We start from the raw sequence: 21,409 nt of genomic DNA on the forward strand, positions 1-21,409 counted from the left end.
TGAGCGCTGTACAACCGTTCTGACAAACTCTGTAGGGTCGAAACAGCAGGTCAACGCAATGATTGGGGAAACGCCGTGCGGCCGGTAGGCAGCAAGTACCTGCTCGAGGAGCCGCTCGGGCGCGGCGCCACGGGCACCGTCTGGCGTGCCCGCCAGAACCAGACCGCGGGCGCCGAGGCGGCCGTGGCGGGCCAGCCCGGCGAGACCGTCGCGATCAAGGTCCTCAAGGAGGAGCTCGCGAACGACGCGGATGTGGTCATGCGCTTCCTGCGGGAGCGCTCCGTCCTGCTCCGCCTCACCCACCCGAACATCGTGCGCACGCGCGACCTCGTGGTCGAGGGCGATCTCCTCGCCCTCGTCATGGACCTGGTCGACGGCCCCGATCTTCACCACTATCTGCGGGACAACGGTCCGCTCACCCCGGTCGCCGCCTCGCTGATGACCGCGCAGATCGCGGACGCGCTCGCGGCCAGCCACGCCGACGGCGTGGTCCACCGCGATCTGAAGCCCGCGAACGTCCTGCTCAAGACGGACGCCGACGGTCAGATGCACCCGATGCTGACCGACTTCGGCATCGCCCGCCTCGCGGACTCCCCGGGCCTGACCCGGACGCACGAGTTCGTCGGAACCCCGGCATATGTTGCGCCCGAGTCCGCCGAGGGCCGCCCGCAGACCTCCGCGGTGGACATCTACGGCGCGGGCATCCTGCTGTACGAGCTGGTCACCGGGCGGCCCCCGTTCGCGGGCGGCACGGCGCTCGAAGTGCTGCACCGGCACCTGAGCGAGGAGCCCCGCAGGCCCACCACCGTCCCCGAGCCGCTGTGGACGGTCATAGAGCGCTGTCTGCGCAAGGAGCCCTCCGAGCGGCCCAGCGCCGAGAACCTCGCCCGTGGCCTGCGCACGGTCGCGGCGGGCATCGGCGTGCACTCCTCCAGCGCGCAGGTCGAGGCGGCTCTCGGGGTCGCCGCCCTGCTCGCCCCCGACCCCTCGCCGGCCGCGGTCCCCCAGGCCCCCGGCGCTGCGGATGCCACTCAGGTCCTGCCCAGCAACGCGGGCGCGTACGACCCGGCCGCCGCGACCAGCGTGCTGCCGCAGACCGGCCGGCCAGGTGGCGGTGCCGACCCGACCGCGATGATGCCGCCCGTACCGCCCGGTCAGCCGCGCCCCGAGGACCCGCACCCCTGGCAGTCGCAGCTGCAGGCGGCGCGCGACCGCAACGAGCAGACGCAGGTGCAGTACCTGGACCCGAACCAGGACCCGCTGCGCCGTCGCCCGCAGCGCCAGGCGCAGCGCCCGCCGCAGTCGCCGCAGCAGCGGCCTCCGCAGCGTCCGCAGCCGCAGCCGTACGCGCCCGCTCCGGCGCCGCAGCCCCGGTACCAGCAGCCGCAGCGCCCGCAGCCTCAGGCGTACGCGCCGCCGCAGCAACAGCAGTACGCGCCCCCGCAGCCGCCGCCCCAGCAGCCGGCGCCGCGCCAGCCCCGTCAGCGCAGCGCCAACCCGGTGCGCATCCCCGGGCTGGGCTGCCTCAAGGGCTGTCTGGTCATGGTGGTGCTGTTCTTCGTCGCGGGCTGGCTCATCTGGGAGCTCACCCCGCTCCAGGGCTGGATCGCCGAGGGCAAGAGCTACTGGGAGGCGATCGGTGACGGCATCGAGAAGGTCTCCGATTGGATCTCCAAGCTCGGTGAGGCCGAGAAGACCGCTGATGAAATCGGCAACGGCAAGCCGTAACCCGGAGTAACTCTGTTGATTTGTCGACTTCTGCAGGGTGAATCACCCTGCGGAAGTGAAGGTTGGCGCCATCCGGGGCACACAGCTCCCCGATGCCCGCGTACGTTATGGGGGGCAACGCCAGCCTGAGGGAGCAGTCTTGGCACGGAACATCGGCAGCCGTTACACGGCTCATCAGATCCTGGGGCGGGGCAGCGCCGGCACGGTGTGGCTCGGTGAGGGGCCCGAAGGGCCTGTCGCCATCAAGCTGTTGCGCGAGGACCTGGCGTCCGACCAGGAGCTCGTCGGGCGCTTCGTCCAGGAGCGCACCGCCCTGCTCGGGCTCGACCACCCCCGTGTCGTCGGCGTCCGCGACCTCGTCGTCGACGGCAACGACCTGGCCCTGGTCATGGATCTCGTACGCGGCACCGACCTGCGCACCCGCCTCGACCGCGAGCGCCGGCTCGCCCCCGAGGCGGCCGTCGCGATCATCGCGGATGTCGCCGACGGTCTCGCGGCCGCCCACGCGGCCGGGGTCGTCCACCGGGACGTCAAGCCGGAGAACATCCTGTTGGACATGGAGGGCCCGCTCGGTCCCGCCGGGTCCCACCCCGCGCTGCTCACCGACTTCGGCGTCGCCAAGCTGATCGACACCCCGCGCCGCACCAAGGCGCTGCGCCCCGCTTCGGGCGCGGCGCCCGGCCCTTCGGGGATCATCGGCACGCCCGACTACATCGCGCCCGAGATCGTCGAAGGCCTGCCGCCGCGTGCGGCCGTCGACATCTATGCGCTGGCCACGGTCCTGTACGAACTCCTGGCCGGCTTCACGCCCTTCGGCGGCGGCCACCCCGGCGCGGTGCTGCGCCGCCATGTGACCGAGACCGTCGTCCCGCTGCCGGGCATCCCCGACGAGCTGTGGCAGCTGATCGTCCAGTGCCTGGCGAAGGCCCCCGCGTCCCGGCTGCGCGCCTCGGAGCTGGCGGCCCGGCTGCACGACGTGCTGCCGCTGCTTGCGGGCATGCCGCCGCTGGACGTCGACGAGCCCGACGCCGAGGCGCCGGCCGAGCCGTACGAGGACATCGCCCCGGCCGCTCCCGGTGGCGGGCCGCGCCGCCGCGGTGTGGTCCCGCTGGTCCCCGGCTCGGCCCCGGCGGACTCCAACAGGGACACCCACACCTCCATGCGCGTCCCGGCGCCGGACGAGCTCGCGGGCGGCGCCCACGGCACGGCCCGCGCGCCTCGCACCCCCGGCCAGCGCCGCCCCGGCTCGGCCCGCCACCGCGCGGATGCTCTGCGCAAGCGGCGCATCACGCTGGGTGTCGCGGCGGTCGCGGTGGCGGCGGTGGTCGGCGTGGGCGGCTGGCTGGCCACGGGCGGTGACGACACCGAGACGCCTCCCCGTGACTCCAAGCAGTCGGCTCCTTCCGAGCCGTAGCCGTACGGTCGCCGGAACAGGACCAGCACGGTCTTCCCCACTCAGCCGTTACGCTGGACCCGTGGCAGTCGTCGATGTATCCGAAGAGCTGAAGTCCCTCTCCTCGACCATGGGGTCGATCGAGGCCGTCCTGGACCTCGAGAGGCTGAGGGCAGACATTGCCGTGCTCGAGGAGCAGGCCGCGGCACCGTCCCTGTGGGACGACCCGGAGGCGGCGCAGAAGATCACCAGCAAGCTTTCGCACCTGCAGGCCGAGGTCCGCAAGGCGGAGGCGCTGCGCGGCCGTATCGACGACCTCGAAGTGCTCTTCGAGCTCGCCGAGGCCGAGGACGACCTGGACACCCGTGCCGAGGCCGAGGCCGAGCTCGTGTCGGTGAAGAAGGCGCTGGACGAGATGGAAGTCCGCACGCTTCTTTCCGGCGAGTACGACGAGCGCGAGGCGCTGGTCAACATCCGTGCCGAGGCCGGCGGCGTCGACGCGGCCGACTTCGCCGAGCAGTTGCAGCGCATGTATCTGCGCTGGGCCGAGCGGCACAACTACGGCACCGAGATCTACGAGACCTCGTACGCGGAAGAGGCCGGCATCAAGTCGACCACCTTCGTCGTCAAGGCTCCTTACGCCTACGGCACCCTCTCCGTCGAGCAGGGTACGCACCGTCTGGTGCGTATCTCGCCCTTCGACAACCAGGGCCGCCGCCAGACCTCCTTCGCCGGCGTCGAGGTGCTCCCGGTCGTCGAGCAGTCCGACCACGTCGAGATCGACGAGACCGAGCTGCGCGTCGACGTGTACCGCGCCTCCGGCCCCGGCGGCCAGGGCGTCAACACCACCGACTCCGCGGTGCGCATCACGCACATCCCGACCGGCATCGTCGTCTCCTGCCAGAACGAGCGCTCCCAGATCCAGAACAAGGCGAGCGCGATGAACGTCCTGCAGGCGAAGCTGCTCGAGCGCCGCCGTCAGGAGGAGCAGGCCAAGATGGACGCCCTCAAGGGCGACGGCGGCAACTCCTGGGGCAACCAGATGCGTTCGTACGTTCTGCACCCGTACCAGATGGTCAAGGACCTGCGTACGGAGTTCGAAGTGGGTAACCCCCAGGCGGTACTTGACGGCGAGATCGACGGCTTCCTGGAGGCCGGGATTCGCTGGCGCAAGCAGCAGGAGAAGTAACGGGTCGCCTTGTCGACAAGGGAACTGCCGCCTGTAGGGCGGCAGTTCCCTTTTCTGTCACAGTTGCATCCCCGCAGGTCAGGCAACTGGCGCCATATCGGACATCGCAGACGCAACGAGCTTGACGCTTATCCGTCAACCCGGAAAGCTGGCGCCCGGCATGCGTATTGCTGGGGCGCGTGTGTACAGAGGCGCGGTGAATGGACCTCTGGGACCGCTGCTCCGGACGCTGCTCCAATGACGAGATCAGCTACTGGGGGTAGCAGCCAGATGACAAAGAAGACGCGGGTCCGTGTCGCGCGAATAGCCGCCGGCGCAGTGATCGCCGCAGGCGCGTCGCTGACCGCCGCGGGTGCCGCGAGTGCCGTGGGCATCGGGGTCAACGTGGGCCCGCTCGAGGCCAAGGCGAACGCCAACAACAAGGGCATCGACGTCGGCCTCGGTATCAACGAGGACCCGACCGTGGAGCCGACCGTGGACCCCACGGTGATTCCGGACCCGACTCCGACCGTGGACCCGACCCCGACGGTCGACCCGGACCCGACTCCGACCGTGGACCCGACTCCGACCCAGGACCCGGACCCGACCGAGGACCCGGACCCGACCGAGGACCCGGACCCCACCGATGAGCCGGGCAACGGCAACGGCGGCGGTAACGGTAACGGCGGCGGCAACGGCAACGGCAACGGCGGCGGTAACGACAACGACGCCGATGGCGGCGCCGGCTGCACCGTCGACGCCGACGGCGCCGAGTGCGCCGACAACACCGACACCGACAACGCCGGCTCCCAGCCGGTCGAGCAGGGCGAGGCCAAGGAGGAGCTGGCTGAGACCGGCGCCGCCGAGACCACGTTCCTGCTCATCGGCGCCGCGACGATGATCGCCGGTGGCATCGGCTTCCGTATGCTGCCGCGTCTCGTCGGCGGTGGGCGCACCGTCGCCTGATCGTCACAGCGCGTGACAAAAGGCCCGGAGTGCCAGGCACTCCGGGCCTTTGCCGCACTCTCGTGCGGTGTACGTGCTACGCGGTCTGGTGCGCCGCCACCAGGGCCAGCGCCGCTATCAGCAGCACCAGCAGGGTCAGCAGCGCCACGGGGCTCAGCCCGCCGAACGGACCCTCCTGCTGCAGCCGCTCACGATTCGCCCGGCAGACCGGGCAGCGACCTTCGGCGACGGGTGCCGCGCAGTTGGCGCATACCAATCGGTCATAGGTCATGCGCTCTCCTCTCCCGCGCGCCGGAGCCGCAGGCGCGGACCGTAGGCGCATTTCTCCCCGGGCAACGCCCGGGGAAACGCGACTGTTCCCCTACCACTGTGCCAGCTCGCGCGCTTTTCGGCGCGCCCCGTCGGATTACCCCCGTTTCCGAAACGGACAAATGACGCAACACAGGACGCCGCCTGCACGCGCGAGCCGGGTTCGCGTAAGGTCACGCACACCTACTCCCGGCCGACCGTGGTGCACCCGTGATCCGATTCGACAACGTCTCCAAGACCTATCCCAGGCAGAACCGACCTGCCCTGCGTGACGTCTCCCTCGACATCGAGAAGGGCGAGTTCGTCTTCCTCGTGGGCTCGTCCGGTTCCGGCAAGTCGACCTTCCTGCGTCTGGTGCTGCGCGAGGAGCGCGCCAGCCAGGGCATGGTCCATGTCCTCGGCAAGGACCTGGCCAGGCTGTCCAACTGGAAGGTGCCGCACATGCGCCGCCAGTTGGGCACGGTCTTCCAGGACTTCCGCCTGCTGCCCAACAAGACCGTCGCCGAGAATGTGGCCTTCGCCCAGGAGGTCATCGGCAAGCCGCGCGGCGAGATCCGCAAGGCCGTGCCCCAGGTCCTCGACCTCGTCGGTCTCGGCGGCAAGGAGGACCGGATGCCCGGTGAGCTCTCCGGTGGTGAGCAGCAGCGCGTCGCGATCGCACGGGCCTTCGTCAACCGCCCCATGCTGCTGATCGCCGACGAGCCGACCGGAAACCTCGACCCCCAGACGTCCGTCGGCATCATGAAGCTGCTCGACCGGATCAACCGCACCGGTACGACCGTGATCATGGCGACCCACGACCAGAACATCGTCGACCAGATGCGCAAGCGCGTCATCGAGCTCGAGAAGGGCCGTCTCGTCCGCGACCAGGCCCGCGGCGTCTACGGCTACCAGCACTGAGCCCGGACAGACTGAAAGGCTGACAGCACGCCATGCGCGCCCAGTTCGTGATGTCGGAGATCGGTGTCGGTCTCCGTCGCAATCTCACGATGACCTTCGCGGTGATCGTCTCCGTAGCCCTCTCGCTCGCCCTGTTCGGCGGTGCGCTGCTCATGCGTGAGCAGGTCAGCACGATGAAGGACTTCTGGTACGACAAGGTCAACGTCTCGATCTTCCTGTGCAACAAGAACGACGCGGCGACCTCCCCCCAGTGCGCCAAGGGGGCCGTCACCACGGAGCAGAAGGAACAGATCGAAGCCGATCTCGAGAAGATGGACATCGTCGACACGGTCCATCACGAGTCGGCCGAACAGGCCTACAAGCACTACCGGGAGCAGTACGGCGACACTCCGATCGCCTCCACCATCACCCCGGACCAGATGCAGGAGTCGTACCGGGTCAAGCTCGACGACCCGGAGAAGTACAAGGTGGTGGCGACCGCCTTCGCCGGGCGGGACGGCGTCCAGTCGGTCCAGGATCAGCGCAACATCCTGGAGAACCTCTTCGAGCTCATGAACGGCATGAACGTCGCCGCGATCTTCGTGATGGCCCTGATGCTGATCATTGCGCTGATGCTGATCGTCAACACCGTGCGTGTCTCGGCGTTCAGCCGTCGGCGTGAGACCGGCATCATGCGGCTGGTCGGCGCGTCCAGCTTCTACATCCAGATGCCGTTCATCATGGAGGCCGCCTTCGCGGGGCTGCTGGGCGGCGCGGTCGCCTGCGTGATGCTGTTGCTCGGCCGGTACTTCCTGATCGACGGCGGTCTGGCGCTTTCCGAGAAGATGCAGTTGGTCAACTTCATCGGCTGGGACGCCGTGATCACCAAGTTGCCTCTGGTGCTGGCGATCGGGCTTCTGATGCCCGCTGTGGCCGCATTCATCGCATTGCGCAAGTATCTCAAGGTGTGACAAGCGCCCTGGGGGCCGTACGGCCAACGACCGTACGGCGCCCTTTGCTTGTCCTAGACTCGGCGCCATGCCGGACCCCGAGTTCAGTACCGGGTCCCGCGGCATTCGCCGCGGGGCGGTCCTGACGTTGGTCTTCGCGACCGTGCTCGCCACAGCGGCGGCGACCGACTGTCTGCCGCGCGACGACGGTGAATCGCACCGCCGCATCGACGCCCGCGCCGCAGGCGCGACCGTCGCCCGCGAGGATGTGGAGCGCGCGGCCGCCGAGGCGATGGCCGACGGCAAGTCGCCGTCGGAAGCCGCCGAGGAGGTCGTCAGCCGCAGCGGTGACCGCTGGAGCGCGGTGTACGACAAGGGCGAGTACGAAGAGTTCGAGAAGGCCCTCGACGGTCAGTACACGGGCGTCGGCCTGGGGGCCAGACGCGCCGGCGGCGGCCTGGTGGAGGTGGCCAAGGTCCAGCCCGGCGGCCCGGCCGACCGGGCCGGGATCCGCGTCGGGGACCGGCTCCGTACGATCGACGGCCGTGAGGTGGCCAGACGCCCGGTGACCGAGGTCGTGGCACTGCTGCGCGGGGGCGAGCGCACCACCGTGGAGCTGGGTCTGGAACGCGACGGGCGCGAGTGGACCGAGCGGCTGACCCGCACCCGGCTGAGCACCGAGACCGTCACGGTCCGGCGGCTCAGGGACGGGGCGGTCATGATCAAGGTCGCCTCGTTCACCAAGGGCTCGGGCGCCCGGGTACGCGACGCGGTGCGCGGGGCCCCGTCCGGCGCCGGCGTCCTGCTCGACCTGCGGGGCAACGCCGGAGGGCTGGTCTCGGAGGCCGTCATCGCCGCCTCCGCGTTCCTGGACGGCGGACTGGTCGCCACCTATGACGTACGCGGCGAGCAGCAGGCGCTGTACGCGGACCCCGGCGGTGACACCGACAGACCCGTCGTCGCCCTCGTCGACGCGGGGACCATGAGCGCGGCCGAGCTGGTCACCGGGGCCCTCAAGGACCGGGGCAGGGCCGTCACCGTCGGCTCGCGCACCTTCGGCAAGGGCTCGGTCCAGATGCCCAGCCCGCTGCCCGACGGTTCGGTCGCGGAACTGACCGTGGGTCACTACCGCACTCCGGCGGGTCACAGCGTCGACGGCCGGGGCATCACACCTGACCTGGTCGCGAGCGAAGGCGCCGAACAGAGGGCACAGACGGTATTGAGCGGCCTCGGGGGCACGTCTTAAAGAAGTTGCGCCACAGTGCGAAAATGACGGCACTATGGCAAAGGAAACAGGGCGCAAGCTGATCGCGCAGAACAAGAAGGCGCGGCACGACTACCACATCATCGACACCTACGAGTGCGGTCTCGTGCTGATGGGTACCGAGGTGAAGTCCCTGCGCCAGGGGCGGGCCTCACTGGCGGACGGGTTCGTCCAGATCGACGGCCACGAGGCGTGGCTGCACAACGTGCACGTGCCGGAGTACAGCCAGGGCACGTGGACCAACCACAGCGCGCGGCGCAAGCGGAAGCTGCTGCTGCACCGCGAGGAGATCGACAAGCTCGAGTCGAAGTCCCAGGAGACGGGTCACACGATCGTGCCCCTGGCCCTGTACTTCAAGGACGGCCGGGCAAAGGTCGAGATCGCCCTGGCGAAGGGCAAGAAGGAGTACGACAAGCGCCAGACGCTGCGCGAGAAGCAGGACCGGCGCGAGGCGGACCGGGCGATGTCGGCGGTCCGGCGGAAGCAGCGGGCCTGACGCCCGGGAATACGGTGGCATCCGCGTGCCTTGGTCACGTACGATGGCACCCGCCCCTCCCGGGGGGCACGGCTTGAAAACTCAACATGGGGATGATCGGTTTCGACAGCGGATGTCGAAGCAGGGGAAGCGTGTCGAGGAAGCGGCAATGATCTCGTTAACCATATGTCGCAACCAATAATCGCCAATTCCAAGCGCGATAACTCCGAAGCCTTCGCCCTCGCTGCCTGATAAGCAGTAGAGACGAACCTTCACTCATGGAGCGTCAGCCCGGGGCTGTTCCCGACCCGGTTCCTGGCGTCAACTAGGGAACTAAACCTCTAGACCCGGTCACGGGGTCCGGAGGGAAATCAAACAGTGACTGAGCCCGTCGGAGACTTGTCCGCGTGATCTCCGGGGCTGAGAAAAGCGCAGCGGACTGCACACGGAGAAGCCCTGTTTCTGCACCGTTGGACGCGGGTTCGATTCCCGCCATCTCCACTCATCCCATGTGGACCTGGGCCCGGCTGTCACGACAGCCGGGCCTTTGTCGTCCCTGCCAGTACCAGCGCGAGGGCGGCGGCGCAGACCGGAACCGCGTAGCCGGCGGCGGGGCTCACATGCTCGACAGTCCAGCCGCCTGCCGCCGAGCCCGCCGCGATCCCGCCGAGCAGTGCGGTGACGGCCAGGGTCATGCCCTCGTTCAGCTGACTCGGCGGGGTCCGGCGCTGGACCAGGGTCATCCCGGTCACCATCGTCGGAGCCGTCGCCATGCCGGCGAGCAGCAGGCCCACCGCGACGGCGGCGAGCGAGCCGGTGCCGGCGGCGGCCAGCAGGGGCAGCGACATCAGGGCGGTCATCGCGGCGAGGCAGGTGACAAGACCGGCCGCGCGGCGGGTCCGGCCGTACACCAGTCCGGCGGCGCACGAACCGGCCGCCTGGAGGGCGAGCACCGCGCCCGCCGCCGGTCCGTCGGCGAAGGCGATCGTCACGACCTCCATCGATCCGAAGACCGCGCCGGTGGCCAGGAAGACGATGAGCAGGGCCGGCATGCCCGGTGCACGCAGTGGCGAGCCGGCGACGGTACGGGGTGCGACGGGCGGCTCGGTCGAGCGCTGGGCGGCGAAGATCAGCACGCCCGTGAACAGAAGGATCGCGCCGGTCAGGGTGCCGGCCTCCGGGAAGAGCGCCGAGCACAGGAACGCGGCGAGCACCGGGCCGAGCATGAAGCACAGCTCGTCGGCGGCCTGCTCGAAGGAGTTCGCGGTGTGCAGGGCGGCCGGGTCGCCCTGGTGGAGATGAGCCCAGCGGGCCCGGGACATACCGCCGCTGTTGGGGGTGGTGGCGGTCGCGGCGTAGGCGGCGAACAGGGTCCAGTCGGGTGCGCCGACACGTATGCACAGCAGCAGTGCGAGGGAGCCGAGGACGGCGAGAGCGGTGGCGGGCACGGCGACACGCGCCTGCCCGTACCGGTCGACGAGCCGCGCGGTCCACGGCGCGACCAGCGCGGTGGCGCCGAGCCCGGTCGCGGTGACCGCTCCGGCGAGGGCGTACGACCCACGGGACCCGGCGATCATGATCACGGCGCTGACGCTGAACATCCCCATGGGAAGCCGGGCGATGAGATTGCCGAGGGTGAAGGCCCGTGCCCCCGGCGCGGCGAACAGCCGCCGGTAGGGGCCGAGCGCCGTGTCGCTGCGGACCCGAGTGGCGGGCCTGCGACCCGAGTTGCCGCTGGGTGTCCCGGCGCTCGGCCGCTCGGGCCCTGGCGCGGGCGGTACGGCGCCGGGTGCACCGGCTGCTCCCGTTTCCGGCGCAGTCCCTTCCTTCCCGCCGTGGTCGGTGCTTTCGAGGCGTGAACCGGGTCGGGGTGCCGCAGGGGCGTCGGTGGGCAGGGCTGTCTGGCAGGTCCCCTCGGACCCGGGCGAATGCGGCATGGACCAAGCCTCACCGCCCGGCCGGGCGCTCGTCCAACACCCGATCAGTGGCCATTCACGCACCTGTGTTGTTAAATGCCCCGTGCCCCACGACCTCGACCCCAGGCTGCTCCGATCCTTCACCGCTGTCGCCGACGATCTGCACTTCACCCGGGCCGCCGCCCGTCTCTACGTCGCCCAGCAGGCCCTCAGCCGTGACATCCGGCGCCTCGAGCGGGAGCTCGGCGTCGACTTGTTCGTACGGACGACCCGGCAGGTGATCCTCACCGCCGACGGCGAGCGGCTGCTGCCGTACGCGCGGCGGGTGCTCACGGCCCAGGACGAGCTGTTCGCCGCCGCTTCCGGGGCCGCGCGGCCGCTGCTGGTCGACCTCAACACCGCGGGAATGACGTCGGGTCGGGTGCTGGCACGGGCCCGTGAACTCGCTCCCGAGTGCGAGCTGATGGCCCGGTACGAGAGCGGACTGACCTTCGCCGCGGCCGAGATCGTGGCCGGCCGGCTCGACGTGTCCTTCGGACGGTTCGCCGGTCTCGAGCCCTCGGTGCAGGCGCTCCTGTCCCAGCAGCCCGTACGGCTCGAGCCGATGGCCGTCCTGCTGCCCGCCGGCCATCCGCTCGCCGGACTGGAGCGCGTCCCGTTGAACGCGCTCGCGGGCGGGACCGTATATGCAGGGGCAGGCAATCCGCGGACGGTGGAGTGGACCGAGCTGGCACGGCTGCTCTTCGCCGGGCGCGGGATCACGATCGCACCACCCGCCCCCCTGGCCATCGGAATCGAGGAGTTCCAGCGTGTGATGGCCAAGGACCGCACCCCCGTCCTCGCGGTGGTGGACTTTCCGGAAATACCCGGCATCGAGCTCCGGCCGCTCGTCGACCCGGTGCCGCTGTCGCCGGTCTCCCTGGTCTGGCGCAAGGGGCTGCGGCACCCCGGCCTGGACGCCCTGCGCCGTGCCGCCGCCGAACTCGCAGCACATGAACGCTGGCTGAAAAGGGATCCGGCCGGATGGTTGCCGGAACGTGATATGTCCCTGATGTGTGACAAGGAGTGAGACAGCGGCTCACCGCCCACTGGGGTGCGCTACATTCATCACCCGGGTGAGTGAATGAGGTAGAGGTTCTGTGGAGGCTGGGTGGGGGCCCGGTGTGCAGAACCGGTCCGTCGTGGGGCGTACCCAGACCGGGCCTATGGGGGGATGTGCGAGCAGTCCGTGGAGAAATGGCAAGAAGACGCCGGTACCGGTGTCACACATGAGCGGCACGAGGTCACTGTTCAGCTGAGCGGACTCGGCCTGCGGCCCAACAGCCGGCAGCCCGGGGCCGTGCAGGACGGCTCGGACGGTCCGGTCTTCGTCGACGAGAGCGGCCGCCGCAGCAAGAAGTTCCGGCGTATCGGCTGGCTGCTGGTCGCCGCCTGCGCCTGCTACGCGATCACGCTCGTCGCCGCCCTGATGAGCGGCAACTCCGCTGCCCCCTTCCTGCCCGGCCTCGGCCGGGCGGAGGACAAGCAGGCCGAACAGGTCGAGATCCAGCCCGCCCCCACCGACCGTGCGTCCGGTGCGGCCACGCCCGGCAGCACCCCCGGCGCTCCCACTCCCAGCGACTCCAGCGGTGCCGCCCTGCCGCAGCCCTCCGGCAGCGCGTCCGGCTCCAGTTCGCTGCCCGCGGTGCCTGTTCCCGGCGCCTCGGGCTCCGCGCCGGCCAAGCCCACCGGCGGACCCAAGCCGCCACGCCCGGCCGCCAGTTCGCCCGCCCCCGGCAGCAGTGACCCCGGCCCGGAGTCCAGCGCGCCCGACCCGTCCCCGTCCGATGCCCCGAGCGGCGACCCGACCGATCCACCCGTGCAAGAAGGCGCACCGTAGATGACCCCTCCCGCTTCCAGGGCTCCGCACCGGCGGAAGCCCAGGCGCGTCGTGCGCCGCAGACTGCCCATGCGCTACCTGCTGCCGTGCTTCACCCTCGTCGCGCTGCTCGCCATGCTGATGCTGCGCGGCTACGTGCACAGCGAGATCCTCGCCGACCACCGGGTACGGCCGCCCGCCGCCTCCGACCGGGTTCCCCAGGAGGTCCTGGAGGGCGGGCCGGTCATCGACGCCCGGGACCCCCATGCGCCCAAGGCGCTGAGCGTCCCCGACCGCCGCCTCGTGCTCACCTTCGACGACGGGCCGGACCCGAAGTGGACGCCGAAGGTCCTCGACAAGCTGAAGGAGTACGACGCACACGCCGTCTTCTTCGTCACCGGCACCATGACCTCGCGCCACCCCGAGCTGGTGGAACGGATGGTCCGGGAGGGCCACGAGGTCGGGCTGCACACGTTCAACCACCCCGATCTCTCCTACCAGTCCACCGACCGCATCGACTGGGAGCTGTCGCAGAACCAGCTGGCGATCGCCGGCGCGGCGGGGATCCGCACGTCCCTGTTCCGCCCGCCGTACTCCTCGTTCTCCGACGCCGTGGACAACGAGTCCTGGCCGGTCACCCAGTACATCGGCAGCCGCGGCTACATCACCGCCTTCAACAACACCGACTCCGAGGACTGGAAGCGCCCCGGCGCCGACGCGATCATCAAACGCGCGACCCCCAAGGGCACCAAGGGCTCGATCGTGCTGATGCACGACTCCGGCGGCGACCGCTCGCAGACCGTCGCGGCCCTCGACCGACTCCTGCCCCAGATGAAGGAGCGCGGGTACACCTTCACCAATCTGACCGAGGCGCTCGGCGCACCCACCGCCCACACCCAGGTCGAAGGATTCGAGCTGTGGAAGGGCAAGGCGTTCGTCGCCGCCGTCGCCGTCTCCGAGAGCACCACGGAGATCCTGGTCGTCGGCCTCGCCCTGATCGGTGTGCTCGTCTTCGTCCGCTTCGGCCTGATGCTGGTGCTCTCCTTCGCGCACGCCCGCAAGGTGCGCAGGAGGGAATTCAGCTGGGGCCCCCGGGTGACCCGCCCGGTGACCGTGCTGGTCCCCGCGTACAACGAGCGCGAATGCATCGCCAACACGGTGAACTCGCTGATGGCGAGCGAGCATCCCATCGAGGTCATCGTCATCGACGACGGCTCGTCCGACGGGACCGCCGACATCGTCGAGGAGATGTGGCTGCCCAATGTCCGCGTCGTGCGGCAGCCCAACGGCGGCAAGCCCGCGGCGCTCAACAACGGCATCCGCCACGCCCGTCACGACATCGTCGTGATGATGGACGGCGACACCGTCTTCGAGCCGGCGACCGTCGGCGAACTCGTCCAGCCCTTCGCCGACCCGCGTGTGGGCGCGGTCGCGGGCAACGCCAAGGTCGGCAACCGCGACAGCCTGATCGGCGCATGGCAGCACATCGAGTACGTCATGGGATTCAATCTCGACCGGCGCATGTACGACGTACTGAACTGCATGCCGACCATCCCCGGTGCGGTCGGCGCCTTCCGCCGCCAGGCGCTGGAGCGCGTCGGCGGCATGAGCGAGGACACCCTCGCCGAGGACACCGACATCACCATGGCCATCCACCGCGACGGCTGGCGGGTGGTGTACGCGGAGCGGGCCCGAGCCTGGACCGAGGCCCCCGAGTCCGTCCAGCAGCTGTGGTCGCAGCGCTATCGCTGGAGCTACGGCACCATGCAGGCGATCTGGAAGCACCGCGGTGCTCTGCTCGATCGCGGTCCCTCGGGGCGCTTCGGCCGGGTCGGACTGCCGATGGTCTCGCTGTTCATGGTGCTCTTCCCGCTGCTCGCCCCCTTGATCGACGTCTTCCTGCTGTACGGCCTGGTCTTCGGACCCACCGGGAACACGATCCTTGCCTGGCTCGGCGTTCTCGCCATCCAGGCCGTCTGCGCCGCGTACGCCTTCCGGCTCGACGGCGAACGCATGACACACCTGATCACGCTGCCACTTCAGCAGCTCCTCTACCGGCAGCTCATGTACGTGGTGCTGCTGCAGTCCTGGATCACCGCGCTCACCGGAGGCCGGCTGCGCTGGCAGAAGCTGCGCCGCACGGGTGTGGTGGAGGCGCCCGGCGGCGTGCCGAGCCAGCGGCAGCGCGGTGACGAGCGGAGGCCTGTCGCATGACCACGCATTCGATCGCCGGCGGCGGCGAGCCCGGGGCGGCGGTACACACCGCGGCACAGAAGGGGACCGCGGCCGCGGCCAGGCGCCCGGGGCGGGACCGCTATCTCGATCTGCTGCGCTCCATCGCGCTGGTGCGGGTCGTCGTCTACCACATATTCGGCTGGGCCTGGCTGACGATCGTCTTCCCTTCCATGGGCGTGATGTTCGCGCTGGCGGGCTCGCTGATGGCGCGTTCGCTGTCGCGACCCGCGTGGGGTGTCATCCGGGGGCGTGTCCGCCGCCTGCTGCCGCCGACGTGGGCTTTCGCCGCGCTGGTCGTGCCAGTGATCTTCTACTTCGGCTGGAAGCCGTTGAAGGAAGAAGGCATCTGGTGGTTCATCAAGCTCGCCTGGTACATCGTCCCGGTCGGTGCGCCGCCCTACCCCTGGCACAGCGGTGACAAGTCCGGGCTGCTGGAGGACACCTGGGCCGTCCAGGCAGTGGGTCCGCTGTGGTACATCCGCGCGTATCTGTGGTTCGTGATCGCCTCGCCGCTGCTGCTGTGGGCGTTCAAGAAGGTGCCGTGGATGACGCTGCTCGCGCCGCTCGGCCTCACCGCGATCGTCGGTTCGGGGCTCTTCACGATCCCCGGCGAGACCGGCAACGCGATCACCGACTTCGCCTGCTACGGCTCCTGCTGGGTGCTGGGCTTCGCCCACCAGCAAGGCCTGCTGGCCACGATTCCCCGCTATGTCTCGATCTCCGTGTCAGCGCTGATCATGGCGTTCGGTCTGTGGTGGGCGTCGGGGCATCTGACGGCCGACGGCTGGGACCTCAACGACATCCCGCTGGCCCAGGCGACCTGGTCGTTCGGCTTCTGCGTGATCCTGCTGACGTACTCCCCGTCCTGGCAGCAACTGCCCGGCCGGCTCGCGCGCTTCGACAAGCTGGTCACCCTCGCCAACAACCGCGCGGTGACCATCTACCTGTGGCACAACCTGCTGATCATGGCGACGATACCGATCATCGACCTGCTCTGGCGGATACCGGGCGTCTGGCCGACGTACTCGGGCTTCCTGGAGAGCATCTACCCGATCCTGATGCTGATCGTCGTCTGGCCGCTGATAGGGCTGATGATCGTCGCCGTGGGCTGGCTGGAGGACGTGGCCGCCAAGCGCAGCCCGCGGCTGTGGCCGAACGGGGCCTCCCGGGGACGCAGGCGCTCACAGCGGAGCTGAGCGCCGGGTGAGAGCAAGGTTTCGCACCGGTCACCTCCCGCCACCGCGTTGAAACGAGCCGTCCATATCGTCTCTTCCACGACCGGACAAAGGTGGAGGCGCGTCATGGCAGGCCGATGGATCGAAGAGTGGGACCCCGAGAACGAGACGTTCTGGAAGGAGAAGGGGGAGCGGATCGCCAGGCGCAATCTTGCCTTCTCCGTGCTCAGTGAGCACATCGGCTTCTCGATCTGGACCCTGTTTTCCGTGATGGTCCTGTTCATGGGACCCGAGTACGGCATCGACCCGGCCGGGAAGTTCTTCCTGATCGCGACCGCGACGCTGGTCGGCGCATTGATCCGGGTCCCGTACACCTTCGCCGTCGCGAAGTTCGGCGGCCGGAACTGGACCATTTTCAGCGCGCTGCTCCTGCTGCTGCCGGCCGGCGCGGCATACGCGGTGATGGAGCCCGGCACCTCGTACAACACGTTCCTGGCGGTGGCCGCCCTCGCCGGCGTCGGCGGCGGAAACTTCGCGTCGTCCATGACGAACATCAACGCCTTCTTCCCGCTGCGCAAGAAGGGCTGGGCCCTCGGGCTCAACGCGGGCGGCGGCAACATCGGCGTCCCGGTCATCCAGCTGGTGTCCCTGCTGGTCATCGGCACCGCCGGTGCCGCCCAGCCGCGGCTCGTGCTGGCTGTCTACATCCCGCTGATCGTGATCGCCGCTCTGTGCGCCGCACTGTTCATGGACAACCTCGCGCCGGTCAAGAACGACACCGGTGCCGCGAAGGAGGCCGTGAAGGACGCCCACACGTGGATCATGGCCTTCCTCTACATCGGCACCTTCGGCTCGTTCATCGGCTACAGCTTCGCCTTCGGCCTGGTGCTGCAGACCCAGTTCGGCCGCACCCCGCTGCAGGCCGCCTCGCTCACTTTCATCGGCCCGCTGCTCGGCTCGCTGATCCGGCCTGTCGGCGGATCGCTCGCCGACCGCTTCGGCGGCGCCCGCATCACCCTGTGGAACTTCATCGCCATGGCCGGTGCGACGAGTGTCGTCATCGCCGCCTCGGTCCAGAAGTCCCTGCCGGTCTTCCTCGTCGGCTTCATCTCCCTGTTCGTGCTCACCGGCCTCGGCAACGGCTCCACGTACAAGATGATCCCCGGCATCTTCCAGAACAAGGCGCTCGCCAAGGGCATGACCGGTGAAGAGGCCGACGCCTACGGCCGCCGGCTGTCGGGCGCCTCGATGGGCCTGATCGGAGCCGTCGGCGCGATCGGCGGTCTCGCCATCAACCTCGCCTTCCGTCAGTCCTTCCTGACGGCGGGCACCGGCACCGCCGCCTTCGTCTCCTTCCTGGCCTTCTACGCAGTGTGCACGGTCGTGACCTGGGCGGTATACCTTCGCCGGCCGGTCGTGGTGCCCGTCCGCACGGCGGAGACCGAGACGGAGCCGCAGCTCGGGCTCGCCCGGGTGTGACCGGGCGGAGTACGTAACGACAGGGAAATATGAGCGATCCGGGCCTGTCACGCACCTTTGACAGGCTCGGTCGCCCATTGGCATCCAGGTGGGGACGACGACATGCACGACCACGGCCATCCGCACGGCCCTCTCACCGGCTTCACCGTCGGCGTCACCGCCGCCCGTCGCGCCGACGAGCTCGGCGCACTGCTGCGGCGGCGTGGTGCGGCTGTGCTGCACGCGCCCGCACTGCGTATCGTCCCGCTCGCCGACGATGCCGAACTCCTCGCCGCCACCAAGGAGTTGATCGACCACGCCCCTGATGTGGTGGTCGCCACCACTGCCATCGGCTTTCGCGGCTGGGTCGAGGCCGCCGACGGATGGGGCTTCGGCGAGGAGCTGCTGAGCCGGCTGCGCGGTGTGGAGCTGCTGGCCCGAGGCCCGAAGGTGAAGGGGGCGATCCGCGCCGCAGGGCTCACCGAGGAGTGGTCCCCGGCATCGGAGTCCATGGCCGAGGTGCTGGACCGGCTGCTCGGGCAGGGCGTGGCCGGCCGGCGTATCGCGCTCCAGCTGCACGGCGAGCCGCTGCCCGGATTCGTGGAGGCGCTGCGGGCCGGGGGCGCCGATGTCGTCCTCGTACCCGTCTACCGCTGGATGGCGCCGCAGGACATCGCCCCGCTGGACCGGATGCTGGACGCGGTCGTGTCCCGGAGCCTGGACGCCATCACCTTCACCAGTGCACCGGCCGCCGTCTCGCTGCTCTCGCGCGCCGCAGACCGCGGACTGCTGCCGCTGCTGCTCGACGCACTCGGGCACCATGTGCTCGCGGCCTGCGTGGGGCCGGTCACCGCCGTGCCGCTCCAGGCGGCCGGGGTCACCACCGTCCAGCCGGAGCGATTCCGGCTCGGCCCGCTCGTCCAGCTGATCGGCATCGAGCTGCCGGCCCGCGCCCGTACGCTTCCGGTCGCCGGTCACCGGATCGAGATCCGAGGTCATGCCGTCCTGATCGACGACGACCTGCGAACCGTCCCGCCCGCCGGAATGGCCCTGCTGCGTGCCCTGTCCGAGCGGCCCGGCTGGGTCGTCTCCCGCCCCGACCTGCTGCGCGCGCTGCCCGGCGCCGGCAGGGACGAGCACGCCGTCGAGACCGCGATGGCCCGGCTGCGTACGGCACTCGGAGCGCCGAAGCTGATCCAGACCGTGGTCAAGCGGGGGTACCGCCTGGCGCTCGACCCGGCGGCCGACACCAAGTACGCCGACGCCTGAGCGGTTTCCTCGCCGCTGGAGCGCCCGCAGCAGCGCGCGGGGCCACGAGGACACAGCGCAGGCGTCACCACCCGCCGCCCAGCCGTCGTTCGACCGGCAGGACGGCCGGTAAAGACAGGGTGTGGCCCGAGGAGGGGTTCCGGCCGCACCCGCCGACGGGCACTCTGGTGGGGGACAGCGGCGGTGACCCACAAGGCGGTGACAGGCGCATGACAGCGGGCTCGGGTGTGGGGATCCCCCCAGTGCAGCGAGGGGGAGAGTGGCGGTTCGGCTCCGGGCGGATCTGCCTGGATCTCGTGGCGACCTCACCGGAGTTCCCCCGGCCGCCCGCCGCCGCACAGGAACCACTCGCGGACACCGGGCGGTTGGAGCACTGGCTGATCGGGGCCGGACTGGTCCCGGAGGGCACCCGGCTCGGCTGTGTCGACGGAGTCTGGGTGAGCCGCTTCGTCGAACTGCGCGACTGCGTGGCCCAGCTGGTGCGCGCCGAACTCGACGGCCGGAGCGCGGAGTCCGCGCTGGAGCGGGTCAACACCATCGCGGCCGGGCCGCCGCCCCGCATCAGAGCCGTACGGGACCAGCACGGCGCGCTGGTCAGGGCCCTGTGCACGGCGCCCGATTGCGGTGCACTGCTCGCCGCTGTCGCGCGGGACGCCGTGGAGCTGCTGACCGATCCGGCGGACCGTTCACGGCTGCGGCAGTGCGAAGGAGACAACTGCCGCCGTGTGTATTTGGACACATCCCGTGGGCGCAGGCGCCGTTGGTGCTCGAGTGAGGTATGCGGCAATCGGGAACGCGTGGCCCGGCACCGACGGCGAACTGCCGCCGCAGCAGGGGCCTGAGGCCTCGAAAAAGATCTTGAAACTTTTTTGGCCGGCGTTGAGTGAACCCTTCGCGGCCCCCGTAGTGAAGGGGGACAAGCAGCCAGCCGAAAAACAAGGTCTCGACCGGGAGGTTCAGGTGCGCAAGGATGCCGCCGTGGCCGATGACCGTCCGCAACGGGCCCGCCATCGCAACGACAAGGCACGCGACACCTCCATGCCCGACGAGGAGTTGATGCGTGCCCTCTATCGCGAACATGCCGGACCGTTGCTCGCCTATGTACTGCGTCTTGTTGCCGGCGATCGCCAGCGCGCGGAAGACGTCGTACAGGAGACGCTCATCCGTGCCTGGAAGAATGCCGGCCAGCTCAACCGTGCGACCGGCTCTGTCCGACCCTGGCTGGTGACGGTCGCCCGGCGCATCGTCATCGACGGTCACCGCAGCCGGCAGGCCCGGCCGCAGGAGGTCGATCCGTCGCCGCTTGAGGTCATGCCCGCGGAGGACGAGATCGACAAGGCGTTGTGGCTGATGACGCTATCGGATGCGCTCGATGATTTGACGCCCGCCCACAGGGAAGTCCTTGTCGAGACGTACTTCAAGGGGCGCACGGTCAATGAGGCGGCCGAGACACTCGGCATACCCAGCGGGACCGTGCGGTCCCGGGTGTTTTATGCGCTCCGTTCCATGAAGCTCGCTCTGGAGGAAAGGGGGGTCTCGGCATGACCATGTATGAGCAGGAGTCCGTGCACGACGCCGTCGGCGCATATGTGCTCGGCGTGCTCGACGAAGCGGACGCCTCCGCCTTCGAGGCGCATCTGGCGGGCTGCGACATCTGCGCCGCCCACCTCGAGGAGTTCTCCGGAATCGAGCCGATGCTGGCGATGCTGGCCGAGGCACCCGCCCCCGCGCCGCCGCAGAGCAATGTCTACAACCTCCCCGGCATGCGCTCGGCACCGCCACCGACACGGCCTGTGCCCGTGGTTCCCTCCCCGCCCAGCCCCAAGCTGCTCGGCGGGCTCCTGAACGAGGTGGCCGCGAAGCGTGCGCAGAAGCGCCGGCGCGGGATGTACCTGGTCGCGGCGGCGGCCGCACTGATCATCGGCGGCCCGACCGCCGCGGTCATGGCCACGGGGAACGACGCGGGCAGCAACCAGGCGGCCCCCGACCCGCACCCCACCAGCCCCGCCGAGGACGCCTTCTTCAACCACATGGAGGAGAAGGTGCAGGCCACGGACGCGACGACCAAGGTCAATGCGGTCGTCGGCATGGAGAGGAAGCCGTATGGCACCCACGCGGTCCTGCAGCTGAAGGGCGTCAAGGGTCCTCTGAAGTGCAACCTCATCGCCGTCTCCAACACCGGCGAGGAGGAGGTTGTCACCTCCTGGTCGGTACCCAAGTGGGGATACGGCATCCCGGACAGCCCTGAAGAGGCCGGGAGAAAGCCGCTGTACGTGCACGGCGGAGCCGCGATGGACCGCGACGACATCGATCACTTCGAGATTCGGACCTTCGACGGCGAGCGACTGGTGGAGGTCGACGCCTGA

19 protein-coding genes and 1 other RNA gene are annotated in these 21,409 nt (G+C 69.7%); 18 read left to right on the forward strand and 2 right to left on the reverse strand.

The features are described 5' to 3' along the window. The first annotated feature begins 75 nt into the window (after positions 1-75). The 4 genes from ABZ208_RS00005 (at position 76) to ABZ208_RS00020 (ending at position 5,255) form a co-directional block, all read left to right on the forward strand. Entirely contained in the window at positions 76-1,728 is a 1,653-nt protein-coding gene (locus tag ABZ208_RS00005) for a serine/threonine-protein kinase (RefSeq protein WP_356907281.1), read from the forward strand. A gap of 139 nt (positions 1,729-1,867) precedes the next feature. Continuing rightward, a complete protein-coding gene (locus tag ABZ208_RS00010) occupies positions 1,868-3,142 on the forward strand; it encodes a serine/threonine-protein kinase (protein ID WP_356907282.1) in 1,275 nt (424 codons plus the stop codon). A 61-nt stretch (positions 3,143-3,203) separates the two neighbouring features. Beyond that, positions 3,204-4,310 carry a peptide chain release factor 2 gene (prfB, locus tag ABZ208_RS00015; RefSeq protein ID WP_356907283.1) on the forward strand — a complete coding sequence of 369 codons (1,107 nt, stop codon included), beginning with the start codon at positions 3,204-3,206 and terminating at the stop codon, positions 4,308-4,310. A 270-nt stretch (positions 4,311-4,580) separates the two neighbouring features. Continuing rightward, positions 4,581-5,255, forward strand: a complete 675-nt coding sequence (locus ABZ208_RS00020; RefSeq protein ID WP_356907284.1) for a hypothetical protein — start codon at positions 4,581-4,583, stop codon at positions 5,253-5,255. Between the two features lie 76 nt (positions 5,256-5,331). On the opposite strand, the gene ABZ208_RS00025 is transcribed toward ABZ208_RS00020, so the two are convergent. After that, positions 5,332-5,526, reverse strand: coding sequence for a hypothetical protein (locus ABZ208_RS00025; RefSeq protein ID WP_328400027.1), 195 nt, complete (start codon positions 5,524-5,526; stop codon positions 5,332-5,334). A gap of 248 nt (positions 5,527-5,774) precedes the next feature. Between ABZ208_RS00025 and ftsE the strand changes: the two genes are divergently transcribed. The 5 genes from ftsE to ssrA all read left to right on the forward strand — a co-directional run bounded on the left by ftsE (position 5,775) and on the right by ssrA (position 9,636). Beyond that, positions 5,775-6,464 carry a cell division ATP-binding protein FtsE gene (ftsE, locus tag ABZ208_RS00030; RefSeq protein WP_328400029.1) on the forward strand — a complete coding sequence of 230 codons (690 nt, stop codon included), beginning with the start codon at positions 5,775-5,777 and terminating at the stop codon, positions 6,462-6,464. Positions 6,465-6,496: 32 nt separating this feature from the next. Beyond that, positions 6,497-7,414 carry a permease-like cell division protein FtsX gene (ftsX, locus tag ABZ208_RS00035; RefSeq protein ID WP_356907285.1) on the forward strand — a complete coding sequence of 306 codons (918 nt, stop codon included), beginning with the start codon at positions 6,497-6,499 and terminating at the stop codon, positions 7,412-7,414. A 67-nt stretch (positions 7,415-7,481) separates the two neighbouring features. Beyond that, the gene (locus ABZ208_RS00040) at positions 7,482-8,639 is read left to right on the forward strand and encodes a S41 family peptidase (RefSeq protein ID WP_356907286.1); all 1,158 of its coding nucleotides are present in this window, start codon (positions 7,482-7,484) and stop codon (positions 8,637-8,639) included. Between the two features lie 34 nt (positions 8,640-8,673). Next, positions 8,674-9,153, forward strand: a complete 480-nt coding sequence (smpB, locus tag ABZ208_RS00045) for an SsrA-binding protein SmpB (RefSeq protein ID WP_328400035.1) — start codon at positions 8,674-8,676, stop codon at positions 9,151-9,153. Positions 9,154-9,241: 88 nt separating this feature from the next. Continuing rightward, positions 9,242-9,636: a transfer-messenger RNA gene (ssrA, locus tag ABZ208_RS00050) on the forward strand. Positions 9,637-9,662: 26 nt separating this feature from the next. Here ssrA and ABZ208_RS00055 read toward each other — a convergent pair. Beyond that, positions 9,663-11,069, reverse strand: coding sequence for an MFS transporter (locus tag ABZ208_RS00055; protein WP_356907287.1), 1,407 nt, complete (start codon positions 11,067-11,069; stop codon positions 9,663-9,665). A gap of 82 nt (positions 11,070-11,151) precedes the next feature. Here ABZ208_RS00055 and ABZ208_RS00060 point away from each other — a divergent pair, with 82 nt between their 5' ends. The 9 genes from ABZ208_RS00060 to ABZ208_RS00100 all read left to right on the forward strand — a co-directional run bounded on the left by ABZ208_RS00060 (position 11,152) and on the right by ABZ208_RS00100 (position 21,409). Next, positions 11,152-12,117 (forward strand): LysR family transcriptional regulator, encoded by a 966-nt coding sequence (locus ABZ208_RS00060; RefSeq protein ID WP_356907288.1) that lies wholly within the window; start codon positions 11,152-11,154, stop codon positions 12,115-12,117. 144 nt (positions 12,118-12,261) lie between these two features. Further along, complete coding sequence (locus tag ABZ208_RS00065) at positions 12,262-12,927, forward strand: hypothetical protein (protein WP_356907289.1); 666 nt, start codon at positions 12,262-12,264, stop codon at positions 12,925-12,927. Between the two features lie 69 nt (positions 12,928-12,996). Continuing rightward, positions 12,997-15,120 carry a glycosyltransferase gene (locus tag ABZ208_RS00070; RefSeq protein ID WP_356907500.1) on the forward strand — a complete coding sequence of 708 codons (2,124 nt, stop codon included), beginning with the start codon at positions 12,997-12,999 and terminating at the stop codon, positions 15,118-15,120. Continuing rightward, positions 15,117-16,337, forward strand: a complete 1,221-nt coding sequence (locus ABZ208_RS00075; RefSeq protein WP_356907290.1) for an acyltransferase — start codon at positions 15,117-15,119, stop codon at positions 16,335-16,337. The genes ABZ208_RS00070 and ABZ208_RS00075 overlap by 4 nt, the downstream gene beginning before the upstream one ends. Before the next feature lie 105 nt (positions 16,338-16,442). Continuing rightward, entirely contained in the window at positions 16,443-17,795 is a 1,353-nt protein-coding gene (locus ABZ208_RS00080) for a nitrate/nitrite transporter (protein ID WP_356907291.1), read from the forward strand. A 102-nt stretch (positions 17,796-17,897) separates the two neighbouring features. Further along, positions 17,898-19,043 (forward strand): uroporphyrinogen-III synthase, encoded by a 1,146-nt coding sequence (locus tag ABZ208_RS00085; protein WP_356907292.1) that lies wholly within the window; start codon positions 17,898-17,900, stop codon positions 19,041-19,043. 209 nt (positions 19,044-19,252) lie between these two features. Beyond that, positions 19,253-19,885 carry a CGNR zinc finger domain-containing protein gene (locus tag ABZ208_RS00090; RefSeq protein ID WP_356907293.1) on the forward strand — a complete coding sequence of 211 codons (633 nt, stop codon included), beginning with the start codon at positions 19,253-19,255 and terminating at the stop codon, positions 19,883-19,885. Positions 19,886-20,003: 118 nt separating this feature from the next. Further along, positions 20,004-20,588, forward strand: coding sequence for a sigma-70 family RNA polymerase sigma factor (locus ABZ208_RS00095; protein ID WP_328405850.1), 585 nt, complete (start codon positions 20,004-20,006; stop codon positions 20,586-20,588). Next, positions 20,585-21,409 (forward strand): zf-HC2 domain-containing protein, encoded by an 825-nt coding sequence (locus ABZ208_RS00100; RefSeq protein WP_356907294.1) that lies wholly within the window; start codon positions 20,585-20,587, stop codon positions 21,407-21,409. The genes ABZ208_RS00095 and ABZ208_RS00100 overlap by 4 nt, the downstream gene beginning before the upstream one ends.

This window comes from Streptomyces sp. NPDC006208 (assembly GCF_040613775.1).
Taxonomy (GTDB): Bacteria; Actinomycetota; Actinomycetes; order Streptomycetales; family Streptomycetaceae; genus Streptomyces.